Raw genomic sequence first — 21268 nt, 5'->3', positions numbered from 1 at the left:
ACCGGAAATGCCTATGTGCAAGTGCGACACAAGCCAGCAATTTGATTGCAAGCAACCCGCTCGATAGGTGGATTGCACGAGTCGGGACACGCACGCGCGCGCTGGTCGCAGTGGTGCAGTCGCTGCGGGCACTGACGGGCGGCGTGCTGACGCGAACCTGGTCAGTATCGCGGTGGTCATGGCGGCCATGGACGGCGCTCAAGCGACGATATCGCTCAGATTATTTGAACCCAAGGAAATTTGAAGTGAAATCAAAAACGCACATCACGAGCATCGCTCTCGGAGTCCTTTTCAGTGTTTTCGTGACAGCCCTTGCCGCCCACGCGCAGGACAAGATTGTCAGGGTGCAAACTCTCCAGGACGCGTGGCAGGTACGCCGCGCGGAGACTCGTGCGTTCATCACGGCAATCGGTGACGAGAAAGCCACTCACGAAACTCAAGCGGCCGCGCCAGTTCAGTGCTGTGCAGGAGTGCACGAATCGCCCGCAATCAGGCTGCACATCGTTAACACTTCGGAGAGCGCTGGCTTCTTTGCGGAGCGCGTGGGTTCCTCGTCCTCGCAGATGCGGTCGGTTCGGAAACTCTCAGGGGCGCCGCTCCTCGATATCAAGCGGGCGGAGATGGCCGGTCTAGACCAGGGTCAGGCTGTTTCAATGATAATAGTTCTCATTGCTGAGAAGACCGAGCTACAACCCGCATGACCACTCCTTTTCCCGCAGCCGCTGCCGCTGTCTCTATTCGTCTGGACGAACTGCCCAGCCATCGATGGGCCACGGTCGTGGATGTCGTACGGTCGGCTGACTCCGAGGGGCAAGAGTTGGCACTGCGCCTGACCGAAATCGGCTTCGTGCCGGGCGAGGCCGTGCGCATCGTCGCCAGCGGCCTTCCAGGGCGCGAACCGTTGGCGGTGCGGCTGGGCCACACCACGTTTGCACTGCGCCGCCATGAAGCCGCGCTCATCCAAGTCACGCCGGGAGCCGCCAACCATGGTTGAAGCCGTCATCCAGGGTCCCGGCCGCCTCGCACCCACAGCGCAGCCGGCGCGCGTCGCGCTGCTCGGCAATCCGAATTGCGGCAAGACCGCGCTCTTCAATCTGCTCACCGGCAGCCGCCAGAAAGTAGCCAACTACGCCGGCGTCACGGTCGAGCGCAAAGAAGGCACGCTCCGCACGGCCTCGGGCCGCCGCGTGTTCGTGCTCGACCTGCCGGGCGCCTACAGCCTCAACGCGCTCAGTGCCGACGAGGCCGTGACGCGCGACGTGGTCACCGGCAAGAGCAGCGAGCCATTGCCCGACCTGCTGGTGTGCGTGACCGACGCCACCAACCTGCGGCTCAACCTGCGGCTCGTGCTCGAGGCCAAGCGCCTCGGCCTGCCGATGGTGGTGGCGCTCAACATGACCGACATGGCGAAGAAGCAGGGCATTGCGGTCGACACGGCCGTGCTCTCGCGCGAACTCGGCGTGCCGGTCATAGAGACCGTCGGCGTGCACTCAGGCGGCGCACAGGGCCTGCTCGAGGCCCTCGATGCGCCCGTGGCCGCCGCCGCGCCGCGGCCCTGGCAGGCGCCGGGGCTCGACGACGTGCTGGCCACGCAGCGCGAAGTGCGCCGCATCCTCGGCATGGCCGTGCGCGAGCCGGTCGGAAGCCTGGCCACCAGCGACCGCATCGACCGCGTCGTGATGCACCCTGTGTGGGGCATGCTGGTGCTCGCGGTCACGATGTTCCTGATGTTCCAGGCCGTGTTCAGCTGGGCCAACGTGCCGATGGACGCCATCAAGGCCGGCACCGAAGGCCTTGGCGGGTTGCTCAAGACCCGCATGCCCGAAGGCATGCTGCAGAGCCTGCTGGTCGACGGCGTCATTGCCGGCGTGGGCGGCGTGGTCGTGTTCCTGCCGCAGATCCTGATCCTGTTCCTGTTCATCCTGGCGCTGGAAGACTCGGGTTACCTGCCGCGTGCCGCGTTCCTGCTCGACCGCGTGATGGGCACCGTGGGGCTTTCGGGCCGTTCCTTCATTCCGCTGCTGTCGAGCTTTGCTTGCGCCATTCCCGGCGTGATGGCCACGCGCACCATCAGCAACTGGCGCGACCGCATCACCACCATCATGATTGCGCCGCTCATGACCTGTTCGGCGCGCCTGCCGGTGTATGCGCTGCTGATCGCGGCCTTCATTCCGGCGCGCACCGTGGGCGGCGTGTTCAACCTGCAGGGCGTGGTGCTGTTCGCCCTGTATGTGTTCGGCATCGTCTCGGCGATGGCGGTGGCCTGGGTGATGAAGCGCTTTCGCGACAGCAAGCAGCACTCGCCGCTGATGATGGAGCTGCCGGCGTACCGCTGGCCCAACCTGCGAAACCTGGCGCTGGGCCTCTACGAGCGCGCATGGATTTTCATTCAGCGCGTGGGCACGATCATCCTCACGCTCACCATCCTGCTGTGGTTCCTGTCGACGTTTCCGTCGCCGCCGGAGGGCGCCACGGGGTCGGCCATCCAATACAGCCTGGCCGGCATGATCGGACGTGGCCTCGAGCACATTTTTGCGCCCATCGGCTTCAACTGGCAGATCTCCATCGCGCTGGTGCCGGGCATGGCGGCGCGCGAGGTGGCGGTGGGCGCGCTCGGCACGGTGTACGCACTCTCGGCCAGCGGCGACGACGTGGCGGGCCAGCTCGAGCCGCTGATCGCGGGCAGCTGGTCGCTGGCGACGGCGCTGTCGCTCTTGGTCTGGTACGTGTTTGCGCCGCAGTGCATCTCGACCCTGGCGGCCGTGAAGCGCGAAACCGGCTCGTGGAAGTACGTGTGGATCATGGCGGGCTACCTGTTCGCACTCGCCTATGCCGCATGCTTCATCACCTACCGCGTTGCCGTGGCGCTCGGAGCAGGTTAAAACCTGCAATGAAAGGTTTATGGAAGATATGGCACAGCAACTGATCGTCGGATTGATCGTCGCCGCCGCCGCGTTCTACGCGGTCTGGCGCTGGATGCCCGCGGGCTGGCGCCGCAGCGCCGCGCACAAGCTCGCGGCCGGCACGCACCGTGCGGGCCTTGTCGACCAGGAACGCGCCGACCAATTGGCGGCTTCGCTCGCCAAGACCTCGGGCTGCGGCTCTTGCGACAGCTGCGGCAGTTGCGGCCCCAAGGCCACCGACAAGAAAGACACTGAACAAGCGGGCCGCGGCGAGCTGTCCACGCGCGGCCGCTGAGGCCGATGCCCGCACACATCCTCGTCGTCGGGGGCGGCATCGGGGGGCTCGCGACCGCATTGGCGCTGTCCCGCGGCCATCACCGGGTCGACGTCTTCGAACAGGCGGCCGCGTTCGGCGAAATCGGCGCCGGCATTCAGATCGGCCCCAACGTCACCCGGCGCCTCCATCAACTGGGCCTCGCCGAAGGCCTGGAGGCCATTGCCGCGTGCCCTGAAGCACTGGTGGTGCGAAGTGCCGGCAGCGGCAGCGAACTGGCCCGCCTGCCGCTGGGCGATGCCATGCGCCAGCGCTACGGCGCTCCTTATCTGTGCGTGCACCGTGCCGACCTGCATTCATTGCTGCTCGAAGCCGTGCGGGCGCAAGGCACGGGCACGCTGGTGACCGATGCGCGCATTGCGCAGGTCGAGACCAGCGACGATCTCGTGTGCGTATCGAGCAGCGGGGCGCGCGCCTGGGAGGGCGAGGCGCTGGTCTGCGCCGATGGCCTCTGGAGCGTGGCGCGCCAGCAGCTCGAAGTGCCCTCGGCCGCCGAGCCGCCCCGCATCACAGGCCATACCGCGTGGCGCGGCCTGGCGGCGCAGGCGGCGTTGCCGCAGGCTCTGCGCCGCCAGCGGGTCGATGTCTGGCTCGGGCCGCGCCTGCACGTGGTGGCCTACCCAGTGCGCGGTGGCGATTGGCTCAACGTGGTGGTGATCGCGGAGTCGGCCCCGGCGGGAGATGCGCGCGACTGGGACCAGGCCAGCAGCCTCGACGCGCTGCAGAAGGCCACGGGCCGCAGCGGAAGCGGTGTACAGGCCTTGCTCGAAGCCGTACCTGGCTGGCGCGCCTGGACGCTGAGCGACCGTCCGCCGCTCGCGTCCGCCGCAGAGATGGCTCACGGGCGCGTGGCGCTGGTGGGCGACGCCGCGCATCCGATGGTGCCTTATCTTGCGCAGGGCGCAGGCATGGCGATCGAGGACGCGACGGCTTTGGCCGAAGCGCTCGGCAAAGGCGGTGCGGCCGAGGTGCCCGCCGCATTTGCCCACTATGCCGAGGCGCGTTGGCAACGCAACGCCCTCGTGCAGGCGAGGGCCCGCCGCAATGGTCGGGTCTTTCATGCGACGGGCGCGGCGCGCCTGGGTCGCGACCTGGCCATGCGCACGCTGGGCGCACGGCTGCTGGACCAGCGCTGGCTGTACGGCGGCTGAGCTGTCGGCGGAGAGCCGCTCTGCAGCAGAGGCCTCTCAGAGCCTGAATGTCTGCAGGTGCTCGATGCGCTCGGCCAGGCCCTCGGCGCCGAGATAGTGGCCGTGAGAGCCGTCGCGCACCTCGCGCAGCGTGGTCTCGAGTTCGGCCAGCATGGCATCGCGTTCGGCCACGAATGCGGGCGGCACGTCGATGCCCGCCTGCGTGCATGCATCGGCGATCAGGTGTGCGCTGGCGGGCGCACCGCAAGCCGCGCATTTGACGATGGCCGCCACGCTGGGCTCCGCGGCGTTGGCGAGCAGCGCGTTCGTCAGCTCGGGCGAGATCTGGCCGTCGATGTTGCGCAAGGCGTCGCGTGCCACGGGGGCGCCCGCGCGCACCAGCGCCATGGCCGCGGCGAAGGCGCCGTTGCCGATGGCGACATCGGTCGCCAGTGCGCTGCCTTGCTGCGGACCTTCGAAGCTCACGCCCGCGGCCGCGAGTTCAGCCACCAGATCCGCATCGTCGGTGGCCACGGCGTGGTGCAGCGCGGCGCGCGCGGCGGTCGGCAGCCGGCGTAGCGTTCCGTCCGCGAGCGGCGTGCGCCAGTCGATCACGGCGCGGCGATAGAAGGTCACGAGCTTGTCCATCAGGTCGAGATCCAGGCCATGGTCCTGGTGCCTGTCGTCTAGGTACTCGAGCAGCGTCTGGCCCGAGAAATAGTCGCCCGTGGGGGCCAGGGGGTCTTCGTCGAGGTGCAGGGCGCCGAAGGCGCCATACAGGTCGGGCGCGATGGTGCTCACACCGTCTTCGTGCAGCGCATGCGTCCAGGCCGGCGGCAGTCCATGTTTCCAGGCAGTGATGTGGCCGTGCTCGGGACCGGGCTCGACCACCGCATAGACGCGATCGAGGTACTCGAAACCACCGAAAGGCAGGTGCGTGAGCTTGCCGCTCCAGGGGCGGCCTGCGGCTTCGGCGGCTTCCTGGGCCAGCTCCTGCTCATGCGCGATCCAACCCTGCAGGTCGCGATAGCCGTCGCTGCCGTGCCAGAACAGCTCCGTCCAGCTGACCGATTCCACGTTGCCGTTCATCGGCAGCGACAGGTCGTAGTCGAGTCGGCCGCCCGCCGTTTGCCGCCACAGTTCGACCAGCGGCGCGGGGATCGGCCCCGTGCACAGCACCTGAACCGCGGCGATCTGCTGCGCGGGCATCGGCGGTTGCGCATCGAAGATCACGCGGTCCGCAAACAGGACCACACCATGCTCGCGCAGGGTGGCAAGCTCTTCGAGCGAAAACTGGTCATCGTTCATGGCAGTGCCTCCGTTGCTGCCAATGTAGCGCTTTGGGCCAATGGGGCAAGCGCTTGCATGGCGTGCGGCGGACGCAGGCTGCATCACAGGTCGGTGCGCAGCCTCCAGATTTCGGGGAACAGCACCACGTCGAGCATCTTGCGCAGGTAGCTCACGCCGCCTGTGCCGCCGGTGCCGCGCTTGAAGCCGATCACGCGCTCGACCGTGGTCACATGGCGAAAGCGCCAGAGCCGGAAAGCGTCTTCGAGGTCGGTGAGCTTCTCGCCGAGTTGATACAGGTCCCAGTGGTCGTGCGGGTTTCGATAGACCGTGAGCCACGCCGCCTCGACGCCGTCGCTGGCTTCATAAGGCTGCGTCCAGTCGCGCTCCAGATGGTCGGCGGGCACCGGCAGTCCATGGCGCGCGAGCAGCTTCAGCGACTCGTCATAGAGCGAAGGCGACCGGTAGGCCGCATCGACTTGCGCCAGCAGATCGGCGCGGTGCGCATGCGGTTTGAGCATGGCGGCGTTCTTGTTGCCGAGCGCGAACTCGATGCAGCGGTATTGCGCGCTTTGAAAGCCGCTCGAGTTGGCCAGGTAGGGGCGCATGGCCGTGTATTCGGGCGGCGTCATGGTCGAGAGCACGGTCCATGCGCTCACCAGCTGTTCCATGATGCGGCTCACGCGCGCGAGCATCTTGAAGGCATCGGCCAGTTTTTCCTGCGCAATGCAGCTGGTGGCGGCGCGCAGTTCGTGCAGCATGAGCTTCATCCAGAGCTCGCTGGTCTGGTGCTGCACGATGAACAGCATTTCGTCGTGCGCGGGCGAGAGCGGATGCTGTGCGTTGAGGATTTCGTCGAGATGCAGGTAGTCGCCGTAGCTCATCGACGCGCTGAAATCCAGCTGCGCCTTTTCTTCCTGGACGATTTTTTCGGTGCTCATGATGCTTGCCGGCCTGATCACCGCCAGACCACGGCGGTATAGGAGGCGAGGCCCATGCCTTCCTCCTTCCTGGGATAGACGAAACGCACGACCTCGTTCTTGCGCTTGAAGTCCTGGTACGTCTCGCCGCCCGGGATGCGGCCCTTTTCAGCCGGCGCGTAGCCCGCAGCGCGCACCTCCTTGACCAGGCGCTCGAAGGCGGCCTTGTCGGTCAGCGACAGCTGGACGTTGTTCTCGCCAGCGCGGCTTTCCGCGTAGGTGGACTTCATGAAGCGGATCGTATGGTCGTCGACCACCTTTTCGTATTCGATCATGCTGACCTCGCTGGTCACGGTCTTGTCGGCATAGGAGAAACCTTGGGCCTTGATTTGCTGGCGAAATGCATCGGGCGTCAGGGCGATGAAAGCCTTGAGCTGGTCCAGCGTGAAGCTCGGCTGCTGTGCGGAGGCCGGTGCGGCCAGCATCAGGAGTGAGGAAAAGATGGCGATCAATAATTTTTTCATTGCTGTTGCTCAGGTGACTGCGTTCTTGCGGTTGAATTCTTCGCGCTTCCACTCGGCCGACTCGAGCACCTGCACCAGGTGTTCGACCGAGTTCCACACGTCCTCGAAGCCAAGGTACAGCGGCGTGAAGCCGAAGCGCAGGATATCGGGCATCTGCGAATCGCCGGCGCGGTAGTCGCCGATCACGCCGCGCGCAATCAGCGCCTGTACGATGGCGTAGGCGCCTGAGCCGCTTTGCGGCTCTTCCAGATTCTGACGGCTTAGGCACACCTGAGAGCCCCGGCGCGCATGTTCGCGTGGCGTGACGAGCGAGAGGCCCTGGCCTGCGCAGCGCGCTTCGACCAGCTGGATGAAGAGGTCGGTGAGCGCGAGCGACTTGGCGCGCAGCGCGGCCATTGCGCCTTGGTCGCGGTCGAAGGCTTCGGCCGCGAGCACCGTGTCCAACCCGCATTCGAGCCCTGCCAGCGCAATGATTGGCTGCGTGCCGCAGAGGTAGCGTCCCACGCCCGGCGCGGGCCGGTAGTGCGGCGTGAACTCGAAGGGCGCCGCGTGCCCCCACCAGCCCGACAGCGGCTGCTCGAACTTGCCCGCATGCCGCGTATGGACCCACACGAAGGCCGGCGCACCGGGCCCGCCGTTCAGGTACTTGTAGCCGCACCCGACGGCGTAGTCGGCATTGCTGTCGTTCAGTGCAACCGGCACGGCGCCCGCGCTGTGCGCGAGGTCCCACACCGTGAGCGCGCCGGCGGCATGCGCGGCGGCGGTGATGGCCTTCATGTCGTGCATGGCACCGGTGCGGTAGTTGACGTGCGTGAGCATCAGCACGGCCACTTCGTCGGTCAGCACCGCGGGCAGCTCGTCTGCGTCGATCAGCTTGAGCGTGAAGCCGCGCTCGCGGCACAGGGATTCGGCGATGTAGAGGTCGGTCGGGAAGTTGCTGCGCTCGCTCACCACCAGCTTGCGGCCGCTGTCCTTCTGTTGCGAGAGCGCCGCGAAGAGCGCCTTGTAGAGGTTCACCGAGGTGCTGTCGGTGCACACCACTTCGCCGGGTGCCGCGCCGATCAGCTGGGCCACCTTGTCGCCGAGGCGCTGCGGCAGGTCGAACCAGCTGGCCGTGTTCCACGAGCGGATCAGGCCCTGGCCCCATTCCTCTGCGACCACTTCGGCAATGCGCGCAGGTGCGGCCTTGGGCAGTACGCCGAGCGAGTTGCCGTCGAGGTAGATCACGCCTTGCGGCAAGGTGAATTGATCGCGCAGTGCGCGCAGCGAGTCTTGCGCGTCGAGCGCGCGGCAGTCTTCAAGGGTCGTCATGGGGCGGGTTCAGCGTGAAAGTTCGCGCAGCACGGCGCGAACCGGGGAGGCATCGGCGCTGACCAGCTTGAGCGGCAGCGCAATGAGTTCGTAGTCGCCTTCGGGCACGTCGTCGAGCACGAGGTTCTCGAGCACGCGCAGGTCGAGGCGGCGGATGCGCTGATGGCTTTCCAGCGTCTTGCTGTCGGCCGGGTCGATGCTGGCGGTGTCGATGCCGATGAGCTTCACGCCCATGGCTGCCAGGCGCTCGACGGTGGCGGGTGCATAGGCCGCGAGTTGCGGGTCCCAGTGGCCGACGGGCATGGTGGCGTAGGTCCGCACCAGCACGCGGGGCGGCAGGTCGCTCGTGACCGCATGTGCGATGTGCTCCCACTCGATCAGCGGGCCCTTGGCGATGGCGTGAACCACACGGCAGGGGCCGATGAAGGGCGCAAGGTCGACAAGGCCGATGGTCTGGCCTTCCGGGTCGTAGTGCAGCGGGGCATCGGCATGTGCGCCGACATGGGGCGACAGCTTGATCTCGCTGACGTTCACCGGGCAGTCCGGCGAGATGGTCGCGGCCCAGCGCTGCTGGTAGGGCGTGTCGCCGGGGAACACCGGCGCGCCTTCATGCACCGGCGGCGAGATGTCCCAGAGGCGGGGTGGAGCTTGCAATGAACGCATGACGCAAAGTTAGCGCCGGGTGAGGGGTCGTGGTGTCGGTTATTTCCAACACACGGCGTGACGAGATGATCGATTCAGGAAGACAGGGCTGGCAGCCCGTGCCTTGCGCGTGCCCGCTCGCAGGCATCGCTGCCGGCCTGGAGCTCATGGCACGGGTTGGGCCGCCACTCGTAGATGCCGCACTCGACCGAGTGGCCGATCTTGCCGGTCAGCGCCGCGCAGCGCATTGGGGTGTGGTCCGTGCCGCGCATGCGGCAGAGCGCATCGTTCACTTCGACCGCGAGGCCGGACGGCACCTTGCCGCCGTTCTCGTCGAGTTCATGCACGCTGAAGTCGACGCGGTAGCTGGCGCAGCAGGCGCCGCATTGCTGGCAAGGGGACACGCGGCTGCGCCTTCTTCTTCAGTGCTCAGAGTTTGCCGAGCAGCAAGAACTCCATCAGCGCCTTTTGCGCATGCAGCCGGTTCTCGGCCTCGTCCCACACCACCGACTGCGAGCCGTCGATGACCTCGGCCTGCACTTCCTCGCCGCGGTGCGCGGGCAGGCAGTGCATGAAGAGGGCATCGGGCTGGGCGACGCGCATCATGTCCTCGTCGACGCACCAGTCGGCAAAGGCCTTGCGGCGGGCCTCGTTCTCGGACTCGTAGCCCATGCTGGTCCAGACGTCGGTGGTGACGAGGTCGGCGCCGCGGCAGGCCTCCATCGGGTCCTTGAAGACCTTGTAGCTGTCGCCCGAGCGGATGCCCGCGATCGACTGGTCGACCTCGTAGCCGCTGGGCGTGCTCACGTGCACGGTAAAGCCCAGGATCTCGGCCGCCTGCAGCCAGGTGTTGGCCATGTTGTTGCCGTCGCCCACCCAGGCAATGGTCTTCCCCTGGATCGAACCGCGGTGCTCGATGTAGGTGAAGATGTCCGCAAGGATCTGGCAGGGATGAAACTCGTTGGTCAGCCCGTTGATCACCGGCACGCGCGAATGCGCGGCAAAGGTGTCGATCTTGGTCTGCTCGTAGGTGCGGATCATCACGAGGTCGACCATGCGGCTGATGACCTTGGCGCTGTCCTCGATGGGCTCGGCGCGGCCGAGCTGGCTGTCGCCGGTGGTCAGGTGCACCACGCTGCCGCCGAGCTGGTACATGCCCGCCTCGAAGCTCACGCGCGTGCGCGTGCTGGCCTTCTCGAAAATCATGGCCAGCGTGCGGTCGGTCAGCGGCTGGTGCTTTTCGTAGGTCTTGAACTTCTTCTTGATGATCGCCATGCGATCGAAGAGGTAGGCGTATTCGTCGGCCGTGAGGTCCGAGAACTGCAGGTAGTGGCGGATGGCGTTGGGCGTGGCGGCGGTCGTCATTGCGCTGCGGGCTCCGACAAAAAGGTTTTCACCAGGGGCGCGAGGATCGCGACGATTTCGTCGGCCTCGGCAATGCTCAGGATGAGCGGCGGCACCAGGCGAATCACCTTGTCGGCCGTCACGCTCAGCAGCAGGCCGGCATCGCAGGCGCGGTTCAAGATGACACCGCAGGGCCGGTCGAGCTCGATGCCGAGCATCAGGCCCTGTCCGCGGATTTCCTTCACGCCGGCGAGGCCGCCGATTTCGCGTTCGAGCGCAGCCTTCAGGTGTTCGCCGACCGTTGCGGCGTTTTCGAGCAGCTTGTGCTCTTCCATGATGCGGATGGTCTCGATGCCGGCGCGCATCGCGAGCGGATTGCCGCCGAAAGTGGTGCCGTGGTTGCCCGGGCCGAAGATGTTGGCGGCCTTGGGGCCCGCCACCACCGCGCCGATCGGCACGCCCGAGCCCAGGCCCTTGGCCAGCGGCATCACGTCGGGCTTGATACCGGCCCACTGGTGCGCAAACCACTTGCCGGTGCGGCCCATGCCGCATTGCACCTCGTCGATCATCATGAGCCAGTCGCGCTCGTCGCAGAGGGCGCGCACCTGCTTCAGGTAATCCACGCGCATCGGGTTGATGCCGCCTTCGCCCTGGATGGTCTCGAAGAACACGGCCACCACGTTGGGGTTGCCTTCGGTGGCCTTCTTGAGCGCCTCGATGTCGTTCAGCGGCACGCGGATGAAGCCCTCGACCAGCGGACCGAAGCCGGCCTGCACCTTCGGGTTGCCGGTGGCCGACAGCGTGGCGATGCTGCGGCCGTGGAACGCGGCTTCGTACACCACGATTTCCGGCCGTTCGATGCCCTTGTCGTGGCCGAACTTGCGCGCGAGCTTCAAGGCGGCTTCGTTGGCTTCGAGGCCGGTGCAGCAGAAGAATGCGTTGGTCAGGCCCGAAATCTCGGTCAACTTGGTGGCCAGCTGCTCCTGGCCGGGCACGTGGTAGTAGTTGGAGCTGTGGATCAGCTTGCTGATCTGGTCCTGCAGCGCGGGCACCAGCTCGGGGTGGTTGTGGCCCAGCGTGTTCACGGCAATGCCGCCGAGGCCGTCCAGATAAGCCTTGCCCGCGGTGTCCCAGACTCGGCAGCCCTGGCCGTGCGACAGCGCGATCGGCAGGCGACCGTAGGTGTTCATGACGTGGGGCGAGGTGGGCTGGGCGGTAGCGCTCATTCGGGTTCTCCAGATAGGGAACCGCGGATTCTAGGCGTCCGGTCGGACGGCTTCATTGAGGATTCCGCATTACAGCAATGCCCTTCGGCCGAGGGACAAAGTGCCGCGGATAGAATCTCTTGCTGCACCGCAGCACCTGCTTCCGGGCGCCTTTTTCCACGATGATTTCCCCCACTGCCAAAGAAATCTTCATCCAGGGCATCACCCAGGATGGCCGGACTTTTCGCCCGAGCGACTGGGCCGAGCGGCTGGCCGGCGTGATGTGTTCTTTTCGTCCGGGAGGCGCGTATCCCGGCAGCCACCTGAGCTATTCGCCGTGGTGCGTTCCCACCACCATCAACGGCGTCAAGTGCGTGGTCGTGAACCGCGCCTTGCGCGACGCCGAACCCATGGCCTGGGACTTCTGCGTCAACTTCGCGCGCGACAACGATCTGCAGGTGGCCGAAGCCTGCCTGGTTCCCGACGTTCCGCCGAAGACCTGAACGCCTGAGCCGCTCCACAAAGCGAGCGCCCATGAAAAAACCGCCCGAAGGCGGTTTTTTACACTTTGCTGCAGCGCACCCCGATCAAACGGCGGACCGGAGAATTCCGATCCGGGCTTGCCTGACAGGTGTCAGGCGGCTGCCTTTTCAGGCGCGAGGGCGAGGGCCTTGACCTTCGCCGACAGGCGGCTCTTGTCGCGAGCTGCCTTGTTCTTGTGGAAGATGCCCTTGTCGGCGACGGTGTCGACGATGCTCTGGGCCTTCGCGAACAGTTCGCTTGCCTTGGTCTTGTCGCCGGCCAGAACGGCCTTTTCGACATTCTTCACGGCGGTGCGGTATTTGGAGCGCAGCGAGGTGTTCGCAGCGTTGAGCTTGGTGTCCTGGCGGACGCGCTTACGGCCGGAGGCGAGGCGCGGGTTCTTTTTCTTGGGCTTGGCGGATGCCATGATTTAGTTCCTTAGGTGTCTGAGGATGATGCAGCAAAGCCCTCCATTATAGGCCGGGCTGCGGTTTTCGCCGAATCGGGGGCTTGCCGGGCCCTACACTCGCCCCGTGTCCCTGCTCAAATCCGCCTCCACCGTCTCCCTCTTGACCCTCGCATCGCGGATCACGGGCCTCGTGCGCGACGTGCTTTTCGCCTCGGTGTTCGGCGTCAGCGCGCTGACCGATGCCTTCAACGTCGCGTTCCGCATTCCCAACCTGTTCCGGCGGGTTTTCGGCGAAGGTGCCTTCAGCCAGGCCTTTGTGCCGGTGCTGGCCGCGCACAAGACCGAAGCGGGAGCAGAGGGCGCCAAGGCGCTGATCGACCACGTGGCCACGCTGCTCACCTGGGCGCTGGTGCTCGTCTGCGTGGCCGGCGTGGTGGGAGCACCCTGGATGGTGTGGGCCATGGCCAGCGGATTGGCGGGCTTCGACGCGGCCGTGGTCATGACGCGGTGGATGTTTCCCTACATCGGCTTCATGTCGCTCGTGGCGCTGGCGGGCGGCGTGCTCAATACCTGGCGCAAGTTCGCGGTACCGGCCGCCTCGCCGGTGCTGCTCAATCTTTCGCTGATTCTTGCCATCGTGGCCGGCGCCCCGCTGTTCCGGCGCTACGGCATCGAGCCGATCTATGCGCAGTGCGCGGGCGTACTGGTCGGCGGCGTGCTGCAGCTGGCCCTGCAAGTGCCTGCCCTGCGTGCGCTGGGCCTCATGCCGCGCATCGGCGCGAGCTTCGGAGCGCTGCGTGCCGCATGGGCCGATCCGACCACCCGCAAGGTGCTGAAGCTCATGCTGCCGGCGCTGCTCGGCGTGAGCGTGGCGCAGATCTCGTTGCTCATCAATACGCAGATCGCGTCCCACCTCGCCACGGGCAGCGTGACCTGGGTGGTCAATGCCGACCGCCTGATGGAATTTCCGACCGCCATGCTCGGCGTTGCGCTCGGCGTGGTGCTGATGCCGCAGCTGGCCGGCGCGCGCGCCGCCAAGGACGACGAGCGCTATTCGGCCCTGCTCGACTGGGGCCTGCGGCTCGTGGTGCTGCTCTCGGCGCCTTGTGCCATTGCGCTGCTGCTGTTTTCCCAGCCGCTGGTCGCGGTGCTGTTCCACAACGGCGCCTATGGCGACGAGGACGTGAAGCGCACCACGCTGGCGCTCATGGGCTACGGCGTTGGGCTGGTCGGCATCGTGGCCATCAAGGTGCTTGCGCCGGGTTATTACGCCAAGCACGACATGCGCACGCCGGTGATCATCGCGGTGTCGGTGCTCGTGCTGATCCAGGTGCTCAACGTCTTTCTGGTGCCGGTGCTGCAGCATGCGGCGCTCACGCTGACCATTGGCATCGGCGCGGTGGTGAATGCCATCTGGCTCCTGGTGGGCCTGATTCGCCGCGGCAGCTACAAGCCCGAGCCGGGCTGGGGCAAGTTCATTCTGCAGGTGGCGGCGGGCACGCTGGTGCTGGCCGCCTTGCTGGCCTGGGGCTCGTACTATTTCGACTGGATCGGCCTGCGCGCCCAGCGCTTGCACCGCATCGGCTTGCTGGCTGCGCTGATCGCCGGCGCGGGGCTGCTGTATTTCGCCGTGCTGGCCGCCGTGGGCGTGCGGCTGCGCAGTTTCGTGCGCCGATAAAGCGTCGACAGACGCTCGATCATGGAGCGGACAAAGGCCCGGGTCGCGGCATCCGCAACAGGTTTGTTTTCGAATTGCGCAAGCTGAAAACACCGCCTTGACGGTCTCCGAATGCTCCTCTACAAAGACACATGACGTTCAGCTTTCAGGTTCCCACGGCCCTGGCGTATTTCGAATCGCTGGTGCAGAGCGACGACCACTTTCCGCTGCTCGAGGCTGCCGCCAGCCTGGCACAGGACGAATACCCCGACCTCGACGTGCAGCAGGTGCTCGGCGACGTCGATCAGTTGCTGGCTCGGCTCAAGCGCCGCCTGCCCGCCGACGCCGCGCCGCTCGCCCGGCTGCGCGCGCTCAACCAGTTCTTCTTCAACGACCTGAACTTCGGCGGCAACGTCAACGACTACTACGACCCCGACAACAGCTACCTGAATGCCGTCCTGCGCACGCGCCGCGGCATTCCGATCTCGCTGGCGGTGCTGTGGATGGAGTTGGCGCAGGGCCTCGGGCTGCAGGCGCGCGGCATCGGCTTTCCGGGTCATTTCATGCTCAAGGTCACCTTGCCCAAGGGCCAGGTGGTGATCGACCCCTTCACCGGCAAGTCGCTGTCGCGCGAAGAACTCGGCGAGCGGCTCGAGCCCTACAAGCGCAGCAACGGGCTGGTCGGCGATTTCGACGTGCCGCTGGGTCTTTACCTGCAGCCCGCCAGCTCGCGCGAAATCATCGGCCGCATGCTGCGCAACCTGAAGGAAGTGCACCGCGCGCAGGAAGACTGGCAGCGGGCCATCGCGGTGCAAGACCGCCTCGTTGCGCTGCTGCCCACCGCCTGGGGCGAGTACCGTGACCGCGGCATTGCACACGCCGAGCAGGGCAACACGGCGGCCGCGGTGCGCGACCTGGAAACCTACCTGGAACATGCCGAAGACGCGCTCGACGTCGACGTGATTGCCGAGCGCGTGGCCGCATTGCGCCGAGCGGCCAACTGATGAGCGCCAGGAACGGCATCGCCGGCGCATCCGATCTCGGCACGCTGCACGAATTTCACGGTGTGCAGCCGGTGCTGCCCGTGTCCGACGTCACGCGCGCCGCGCGCTGGTTTCGGGACATCCTGGGTTTCGAGCTCGATTTCATCGCCGGCGAGCCGCCCAGCTATGCGCGGGTGAAGAAGGGCGACCGCACCTATGGCGACCCGGTCTACCTGCGCCTGTGGCAGTGCAGCACGCGCGGTGCGCCGCCCTGGCGCGGCGAAATCGTGATCCACGTAGGCAAGGACATCGACGGCCTCCACGCCACCTACCTGAGCCGCGGCGTCACGGTCATCGAACCGCCCACGTCGCAGCCGTGGGGCTTGCGCGAATTCGCGATCCGCGAACCCGACGGACATACCCTGCGCTTCTGCGGCTATCTGTCCTGAGTTCTTGAAACACAAAATTACATATGGGTTGACGCAAGCGTGTCGATCCGGCTTCCTCTCGTCCGACGTGTGAACAGGAGCGCGCGGTTTCCAGCGGCTCCAGAGTTCATTCATCAACCTTCAGGAGAAACGACATGCGATTCATGGTTCTGGTCAAGGCCAACAAGGATTCCGAAGCCGGCGTGATGCCCAGCACCGAGGTGCTCACCGCCATGGGCAAGTTCAACGAGGAGCTGGTCAAGGCCGGCGTGCTGCTGGCGGGCGAAGGGCTGCATCCGTCTTCCAGGGGCGCGCGCGTCCGCTGCGAAGGGCTGAAGCGCACCGTCATCGACGGTCCGTTCGCCGAAACGAAGGAACTGCTCGCGGGCTTCTGGCTGCTTCAGGTCAAGTCGAAGGAAGAAGCCATCGAGTGGATCAAGCGCAGCCCGTTCCAGGAGGGCGAGATCGAGATCCGCCAGGTGTTCGAAGCCGCCGACTTCGGCGATTCGATGACGCCCGAGCTGCTGGCGCAGGAAGACCGCCTGCGCGCCGAGTCCCAGGCCCGCGCCAAGGCCGGCAGCTGAACCGCCCGCAAAGGAGACCCACCATGCGATTCATGATGCTGATGATCCCCCACGGCTACGAAACGGCCGCGCCGGGCACCATGCCCGAAGACGCCGAGGCGATGCGGGCGATGATGGCTTACAACGAAGCCCTGCAGAAAGCCGGCGTGCTGATCAGCTGCGACGGCCTGCATCCGCCCTCGATGGGCGCGCGCGTGAGCTTTCCGGGCCGCAAGCCGAAGGTGGTCGACGGCCCCTTCGCCGAGGCCAAGGAAGTGCTCGGCGGCTACTGGGTGATCGAGGTTGCTTCGCGCGCCGAAGCCATCGAGTGGGCCACGCGCTGCCCCGGCGGCGAGAACGAGGTCATCGAGGTCCGGCAGGTGCAGGAGCTCGGAGATTTCCCGCCCGACCTGCAGGCGTTGGCCGAGAGCTTTCCTTCGATGCAGACCGTCAAGAGGTAGGTTGCCCTAGTCTTCCCGGACCAGCCGGATGCCCACCAGCGTGTAGCGTGTGTCCGGCGCGTTCCAGTTGCGGTAGGCGGACCGGGCATAGAAGGCCCAGGTGTGCCAGGAGCCGCCGCGGCGCACCCGCACCTCGCCTTCAGCGGGGCCCTGCGGGTCGTCCAGCGGCGAGCGCGCGTAGTATTCCTCGCCATGCCAGTCGGCCACCCACTCCCACGCATTGCCGTGCATGTCGTAAAGGCCCCAGGCGTTGGGCGCAAAGCTGCCGACCGGCGCGGTGAACGCGTAGCCATCGTCGCCATCCAGCGCCATCGGCTGCCAGCGCGGCCAGTACCCGGCGCTGCTCGCGTCGAACACATTGGCCGCACGCAGCAGCGACTGCGGTTCGTCGCCCGAGCTGTAGCGGCTGCGGCTGCCCGCGCGGCAGGCGTATTCCCATTCGGCCTCGGTCGGCAGCCGGTAGCGGCGGCCCTCGGTCTTGCTGAGCCAGGCGGCCAAGGCCTGGGCGTCGTGCCAGGTCACGTTGACGACCGGATGCTCGTCGCCCTGAGCGAAACCGGGGTTGCGCCACGAATAGCGCGGGTCGCGGCCCTCGAAGGCGTCACCGCGCTTCGTGGTGGCCGGGTCGTAATCGGAGCGCCAGCCATAGCCTCCGGTCCCATCGGCCAGCGACTCGGGCACGTAACCCGAGGCTTCGACAAAGCGCTTGAATTGACCGACCGTCACCTCGTGCCGGCCCATCCAGAAAGACCGCGTGATTCGCACCCGATGAACCGGCTTCTCGTCGTCGAGTTTTGCGAAGCGTGTCGCCGGCAACTGCGGGTAGGCGCGGGCCAGCGACTCGGGTGCCTCGTCGCTGCCCATCAGGAACTCGCCGGCCGGCAGCCTGACGAAGGCCATGCCGAGGCTGTTGCGCTCAACCTCGGCGGCCTGTGCGCAGCCGAGGACCAGGGTCAGGATCAGCAGGGCCGGGAGGAACGGTTTCATGGGCGGATGCTAGCCGGTCGAAGCGGCGTAGCGGGCGCAAACGCATGAACGGCAAGGGCGAGGCCGCCATCCACCGCGCCATCGACGCGGTCTGGCGCATGGAGTCGGCAAAGATCATCGCCACCGTCGCACGCATGGTGCGCGACGTGGGCCTGGCCGAGGAACTGGCCCAGGACGCGCTGGTTTCAGCGCTCGAGCAGTGGCCCGAAGCCGGCGTGCCCGACAACCCCGCGGCCTGGCTCACCGCCGTGGCCAAGCGCCGCGCGCTCGACCGGCTGCGCCACCTGCAGCTGGCCGGGCACAAGGCCGGCGAAGTCGGCCGCGAATTCGACGCCCGGCACGAAATGGCAGAGGCCGATCTCGCCGAGGCGGTCGATGCCGCGCTCGACGACGACATCGGCGACGACCTGCTGCGGCTGGTGTTCACCGCCTGCCATCCGGTGCTTTCGACCGAGGCGCGCGTGGCGCTCACGCTGCGCCTCATGGGCGGCCTCACGACCGACGAAATCGCGCGCGCCTTCCTGGTGCCCGAAGCCACCGTGGCGCAGCGCATCGTGCGCGCCAAGCGCACGCTGCTCGAAGCGCGCGTGCCCTTCGAAGTGCCGCGCCGGCACGAACTCGAGGCGCGGCTCGCTTCGGTGCTCGAGGTGCTCTACCTGATCTTCAACGAGGGCTACTCGGCCACCGCTGGTGACGACTGGATGCGCCCCGCGCTCTGCGACGAAGCCTTGCGCCTCGGCCGCATCGTGGCCGAGCTCGTGCCCGATGCCTCGGAAGTGCACGGCCTCGTGGCACTGATGGAAATCCAGGCCTCGCGCGCCGCAGCCCGCGTGGGCGCGTCGGGCGAGCCGGTGCTGTTGCTGGCGCAGAACCGCGCGCGCTGGGACCACCTGCTGATTCGCCGCGGGCTCGCGGCGCTTGCGCGCGCCGAGGCCCTGGGCGGCGCCTTCGGTCCCTATGCGCTGCAGGCGGCCATCGCGGCCTGCCACGGCCGTGCGCGCACGGCGGAAGACACCGATTGGCCGCGAATCGCCGCGCTCTACGACGCCCTGGCCGAGCTGTCGCCGTCGCCCATCGTCGAACTCAACCGCGCGGTCGCGCTCTCGATGGCCTTTGGGCCGGCCTCGGGGCTGGAGGTGGTGGATGCGCTGGTCGGCGAGCCGGCGTTGCAGGGCTATCACCTGTTGCCGACAGTGCGCGGCGACCTGCTCTTCAAGCTCGGCCGCCGCGACGAGGCGCGCAGGGAATTCGACCGCGCCGCGTCGCTCACGCGCAATACGCGCGAGCGGGCGCTGCTGATCGCGCGCGCAAAAGCATGCGTGGCGGGGCCGGAAGACGGCTGAGGCCGCGCTCCGCCGCGCCCGAGGCGCTGTGCATCAGGTTTTCAGCGGCGCGCTTGCGGCGGACGGCGAGCCGGGCAATCCGAACTGGTGCCAGGCGCGGCGCAACTGCGTGTCGGAGCCGAAGCCCGACAGCTCCGCCGCCCGCGTGACGCTGGCGCCCGAGGCCAGCGCCAGTTGCGCGGCCGCGAGCCGCAGCCGCCGAAGGTAGGCCAGCGGCGCCACGCCCGCATGCTCCACGAAGAGCCGCGTGAGATGCCGTGCCGAGGTGTGGGCCACGTCCGCCATCCGCGGCACGCTCCAGTCGGCCTGCGGTTGCTCGCTCACGGCGTCCTGCACGCGATGCAGGGCCGCATGCAGATGGTTGCGGTGCGCCAGAAAGGGCGAGAGCTCCGGATCGTGCGGGCCGCGGCGAAGCGCGACCACCATCGTCTGCGCCACCTGCGCCGCGAGCGCTTCGCCGCAGGTCTCGGCGATGCGATGCAGCACGAGGTCGATGCCGGTCGTGACGCCCGCGCTGCTGTAGAGCGGCGGATCGATCACGAACACGCGGTTGCTCACCACGTCGCAGCGCGGCTCCACCGAGCGCAGTTCGTCGAGGTGATGATGGTGCGTGGTGGCGCGCCGGCCCGCGAGCGCCCCGGCATGCGCGGCGAGCACCGCGCCTGCGCAGATGGTGACCAGTTCCACGCGGCCACGCTCGAAACGCTGGCCGCGCAGCCAGTGCAGCAGGTCCTGCGTTTCGGGGTTGTCGATGGCGATGGTGTCGCCGGGCAGGCCGACCAGCACCACCCAGCCCGGGCCGTCCCACTGTGCGGGTAGCGGCGCCAGCCCGGCGAGCGCGACGCCGACCGATGCGATGGACGTCGGCCGCGGGCTCGCGAACTCGATCGCGAAGCGCTCGGGCTGGCCCGAGGCCCGCAACCGCTGGTTCGCAATACGCAGCGCCTCGGCCGGCCCCGCCCAGTCGAGCACCAGGCTGCCGGGCAGCAGCACGAAAACTACGCGGATGCGGTGCGGTTGCTGCTGCTGCCGTGGGTCCATGCGTAGTCCATCTGGCGCGCGGTGCGTTCGGCCAGTGCGCGGCCTGCGAGGCGTTCGACGAGATGCAAGCTCATGTCGATGCCGGCACTGATGCCCGCCGAGCTGACGATGCGGCCGCTGTCGACCCAGCGCACGTCCTGGCGCACATCGAGCGAGGGGAATTGCTCGCGCAAGTCCGCGATGTCTTCCCAATGGGTGGTGACGGCCTCGCGCGTGACCACGCCGCTTTTCGCGAGCAGGAAGACGCCGGTGCAGACCGAGGCGACCAGCTGTGCGCCGGCCGCGCATTCGGCGATCCAGCGCAGGGTGGCGGGGCTCGCCATCGGCGAATCGACCACGCCGCCGGGCACGATCAGCACGTCGGCTTCCGGATTCGCGGTCACGTGGTGATCCGCCAACAGGCGCAGGCCGGCGCGGGCCCGCACGGGTTGGCCGTCGCTTGCGAGCGCCACCGAAGCCACCTCGAACGGGGCTTTCGCGCCAGGATTCAAGCGTTGGCTGATGCGGCTCGCCGTGGTGAACACCTCGAACGGGCCCGCGAAGTCGAGTGCCTCGACGCCGTCGTAGGCGAGGATCCGCACGCGCAACGTCATGCGGCCACCTTTTCGGTGGAAAGGGCGTCGGCACGTTCGACCGCCTGCGCAACGCCGCAGACCGTGGCGAAGCGACCGTCCAGCACCGCCGCCGTGCGCGACTTGATGTCGGCCGCGGCAAGCGGGCGGCCGTCGGGCTGCACCATGTCGAAGGTCAGCGTGCCCTCGGTCACGTAGTCGACTTCCCAGCCCAGGTCGGAGGCATGGCGCGTGGTGGTTTCGCAGCATTGCTCGGTGCGGATGCCGCTCACGATCAGCCGGCCGACGCCTTGCTGCGTGAGCCAGACGTCCAGCCCGCTGTTGACCAGCGCGCTGTGGCGGTGCTTGGTGAAGGTGGCCGCGGCTTCGAAGGCCGCCAGGCCTTCGATCGGTCGCACCAGGCCGGACTCGACGGCGAAGGGGTGGCTTGCGACGGCGGGCTCGTCGACATGGAAGACACGCACGATCGGAATGCCGGCCGCGACGCAGCCGTTGATCAGTGCGTTCTGGGCGGCGAAATAGGGTTGCGCAACATCTTCGGACCAGTAGCCGCGCTGGCGGAACGATTCCTGAGCGTCGATCACTATCAGACAGGACTTCATGGGTATGAGCGCGAAGGGCGGAGTGAATGATGCCGCCTATTCTTCTGCGCCGCCAGCCGATGGTCCGCGCCGAAGCGGACCAGAACCGATCAAATCAGGA

The 21268-nt window shown here is 67.2% G+C and carries 25 protein-coding genes; 12 read left to right on the top strand and 13 right to left on the bottom strand.

The window, feature by feature from the left end; all coding sequences use genetic code 11:
* Positions 1-245 precede the first annotated feature (245 nt).
* The 5 genes from QFZ42_RS17880 to QFZ42_RS17860 are packed head-to-tail and all read left to right on the top strand — an operon-like array spanning position 246 to position 4388.
* Positions 246-701: a hypothetical protein gene (locus QFZ42_RS17880; protein WP_307702242.1), complete on the top strand. Its 456-nt coding sequence runs from the start codon at positions 246-248 to the stop codon at positions 699-701.
* Positions 698-994 carry a FeoA family protein gene (locus tag QFZ42_RS17875; protein ID WP_307702241.1) on the top strand — a complete coding sequence of 99 codons (297 nt, stop codon included), beginning with the start codon at positions 698-700 and terminating at the stop codon, positions 992-994. The genes QFZ42_RS17880 and QFZ42_RS17875 overlap by 4 nt, the downstream gene beginning before the upstream one ends.
* Positions 987-2882 carry a ferrous iron transporter B gene (feoB, locus tag QFZ42_RS17870; RefSeq protein WP_307702240.1) on the top strand — a complete coding sequence of 632 codons (1896 nt, stop codon included), beginning with the start codon at positions 987-989 and terminating at the stop codon, positions 2880-2882. The genes QFZ42_RS17875 and feoB overlap by 8 nt, the downstream gene beginning before the upstream one ends.
* A gap of 19 nt (positions 2883-2901) precedes the next feature.
* Complete coding sequence (locus tag QFZ42_RS17865) at positions 2902-3198, top strand: DUF6587 family protein (protein WP_307702239.1); 297 nt, start codon at positions 2902-2904, stop codon at positions 3196-3198.
* A 5-nt stretch (positions 3199-3203) separates the two neighbouring features.
* The gene (locus tag QFZ42_RS17860; protein ID WP_307702238.1) at positions 3204-4388 is read left to right on the top strand and encodes an FAD-dependent monooxygenase; all 1185 of its coding nucleotides are present in this window, start codon (positions 3204-3206) and stop codon (positions 4386-4388) included.
* Positions 4389-4424: 36 nt separating this feature from the next.
* Here the strand turns inward: QFZ42_RS17860 and QFZ42_RS17855 are convergent, their stop codons facing one another.
* From QFZ42_RS17855 to QFZ42_RS17820, 8 genes are all read right to left on the bottom strand, one after another.
* Positions 4425-5675: an SMI1/KNR4 family protein gene (locus QFZ42_RS17855; RefSeq protein ID WP_307702237.1), complete on the bottom strand. Its 1251-nt coding sequence runs from the start codon at positions 5673-5675 to the stop codon at positions 4425-4427.
* A gap of 83 nt (positions 5676-5758) precedes the next feature.
* Positions 5759-6595: a tryptophan 2,3-dioxygenase gene (kynA, locus tag QFZ42_RS17850; protein ID WP_307702236.1), complete on the bottom strand. Its 837-nt coding sequence runs from the start codon at positions 6593-6595 to the stop codon at positions 5759-5761.
* Between the two features lie 17 nt (positions 6596-6612).
* Positions 6613-7098, bottom strand: a complete 486-nt coding sequence (locus QFZ42_RS17845) for a hypothetical protein (RefSeq protein WP_307702235.1) — start codon at positions 7096-7098, stop codon at positions 6613-6615.
* Positions 7099-7107: 9 nt separating this feature from the next.
* Complete coding sequence (gene kynU, locus QFZ42_RS17840; RefSeq protein ID WP_307702234.1) at positions 7108-8409, bottom strand: kynureninase; 1302 nt, start codon at positions 8407-8409, stop codon at positions 7108-7110.
* A gap of 9 nt (positions 8410-8418) precedes the next feature.
* Positions 8419-9072, bottom strand: coding sequence for an arylformamidase (gene kynB, locus QFZ42_RS17835; RefSeq protein WP_307702233.1), 654 nt, complete (start codon positions 9070-9072; stop codon positions 8419-8421).
* 74 nt (positions 9073-9146) lie between these two features.
* Positions 9147-9455 carry a YkgJ family cysteine cluster protein gene (locus QFZ42_RS17830; protein WP_307702232.1) on the bottom strand — a complete coding sequence of 103 codons (309 nt, stop codon included), beginning with the start codon at positions 9453-9455 and terminating at the stop codon, positions 9147-9149.
* A 25-nt stretch (positions 9456-9480) separates the two neighbouring features.
* A complete protein-coding gene (argF, locus tag QFZ42_RS17825) occupies positions 9481-10416 on the bottom strand; it encodes an ornithine carbamoyltransferase (RefSeq protein WP_307702231.1) in 936 nt (311 codons plus the stop codon).
* The gene (locus tag QFZ42_RS17820; RefSeq protein WP_307702230.1) at positions 10413-11621 is read right to left on the bottom strand and encodes an aspartate aminotransferase family protein; all 1209 of its coding nucleotides are present in this window, start codon (positions 11619-11621) and stop codon (positions 10413-10415) included. The genes argF and QFZ42_RS17820 overlap by 4 nt, the downstream gene beginning before the upstream one ends.
* Before the next feature lie 161 nt (positions 11622-11782).
* Between QFZ42_RS17820 and QFZ42_RS17815 the strand changes: the two genes are divergently transcribed.
* On the top strand, positions 11783-12103 hold the full coding sequence (locus QFZ42_RS17815) for a DUF3579 domain-containing protein (protein WP_307702229.1): 321 nt from the start codon (positions 11783-11785) through the stop codon (positions 12101-12103).
* A 131-nt stretch (positions 12104-12234) separates the two neighbouring features.
* On the opposite strand, the gene rpsT is transcribed toward QFZ42_RS17815, so the two are convergent.
* Complete coding sequence (gene rpsT, locus QFZ42_RS17810) at positions 12235-12549, bottom strand: 30S ribosomal protein S20 (RefSeq protein ID WP_007831346.1); 315 nt, start codon at positions 12547-12549, stop codon at positions 12235-12237.
* Positions 12550-12655: 106 nt separating this feature from the next.
* Between rpsT and murJ the strand changes: the two genes are divergently transcribed.
* The 5 genes from murJ to QFZ42_RS17785 all read left to right on the top strand — a co-directional run bounded on the left by murJ (position 12656) and on the right by QFZ42_RS17785 (position 16623).
* A complete protein-coding gene (murJ, locus tag QFZ42_RS17805) occupies positions 12656-14209 on the top strand; it encodes a murein biosynthesis integral membrane protein MurJ (RefSeq protein WP_307702228.1) in 1554 nt (517 codons plus the stop codon).
* 131 nt (positions 14210-14340) lie between these two features.
* The gene (locus tag QFZ42_RS17800) at positions 14341-15192 is read left to right on the top strand and encodes a SirB1 family protein (RefSeq protein ID WP_307702227.1); all 852 of its coding nucleotides are present in this window, start codon (positions 14341-14343) and stop codon (positions 15190-15192) included.
* On the top strand, positions 15192-15620 hold the full coding sequence (locus QFZ42_RS17795) for a bleomycin resistance protein (RefSeq protein ID WP_307702226.1): 429 nt from the start codon (positions 15192-15194) through the stop codon (positions 15618-15620). The genes QFZ42_RS17800 and QFZ42_RS17795 overlap by 1 nt, the downstream gene beginning before the upstream one ends.
* 134 nt (positions 15621-15754) lie before the next feature.
* Positions 15755-16183 carry a YciI family protein gene (locus QFZ42_RS17790; protein WP_307702225.1) on the top strand — a complete coding sequence of 143 codons (429 nt, stop codon included), beginning with the start codon at positions 15755-15757 and terminating at the stop codon, positions 16181-16183.
* 23 nt (positions 16184-16206) lie between these two features.
* Positions 16207-16623: a YciI family protein gene (locus QFZ42_RS17785; protein WP_307702224.1), complete on the top strand. Its 417-nt coding sequence runs from the start codon at positions 16207-16209 to the stop codon at positions 16621-16623.
* Positions 16624-16629: 6 nt separating this feature from the next.
* Here the strand turns inward: QFZ42_RS17785 and QFZ42_RS17780 are convergent, their stop codons facing one another.
* Complete coding sequence (locus QFZ42_RS17780; protein WP_307702223.1) at positions 16630-17610, bottom strand: formylglycine-generating enzyme family protein; 981 nt, start codon at positions 17608-17610, stop codon at positions 16630-16632.
* 44 nt (positions 17611-17654) lie between these two features.
* On the opposite strand from QFZ42_RS17780, the gene QFZ42_RS17775 reads away from it, so the two are divergent.
* The gene (locus tag QFZ42_RS17775; protein ID WP_307702222.1) at positions 17655-18953 is read left to right on the top strand and encodes an RNA polymerase sigma factor; all 1299 of its coding nucleotides are present in this window, start codon (positions 17655-17657) and stop codon (positions 18951-18953) included.
* A gap of 33 nt (positions 18954-18986) precedes the next feature.
* On the opposite strand, the gene QFZ42_RS17770 is transcribed toward QFZ42_RS17775, so the two are convergent.
* The 3 genes from QFZ42_RS17770 to QFZ42_RS17760 are packed head-to-tail and all read right to left on the bottom strand — an operon-like array spanning position 18987 to position 21168.
* The gene (locus QFZ42_RS17770; RefSeq protein WP_307702221.1) at positions 18987-19994 is read right to left on the bottom strand and encodes a GlxA family transcriptional regulator; all 1008 of its coding nucleotides are present in this window, start codon (positions 19992-19994) and stop codon (positions 18987-18989) included.
* Positions 19952-20587, bottom strand: coding sequence for a DJ-1/PfpI family protein (locus QFZ42_RS17765; RefSeq protein ID WP_307702220.1), 636 nt, complete (start codon positions 20585-20587; stop codon positions 19952-19954). The genes QFZ42_RS17770 and QFZ42_RS17765 overlap by 43 nt, the downstream gene beginning before the upstream one ends.
* On the bottom strand, positions 20584-21168 hold the full coding sequence (locus tag QFZ42_RS17760; RefSeq protein WP_307702219.1) for an isochorismatase family protein: 585 nt from the start codon (positions 21166-21168) through the stop codon (positions 20584-20586). Before QFZ42_RS17760 ends, QFZ42_RS17765 begins: the two co-directional genes overlap by 4 nt.
* Positions 21169-21268: the final 100 nt, after the last annotated feature.

It is taken from the genome of Variovorax paradoxus, from assembly GCF_030815855.1.
Lineage (GTDB): Bacteria > Pseudomonadota > Gammaproteobacteria > Burkholderiales > Burkholderiaceae_C > Variovorax > Variovorax paradoxus_M.
The sequence above is the reverse complement of the archived record's forward strand: the minus strand, read 5'-3'. Positions and strand labels throughout refer to the sequence as shown.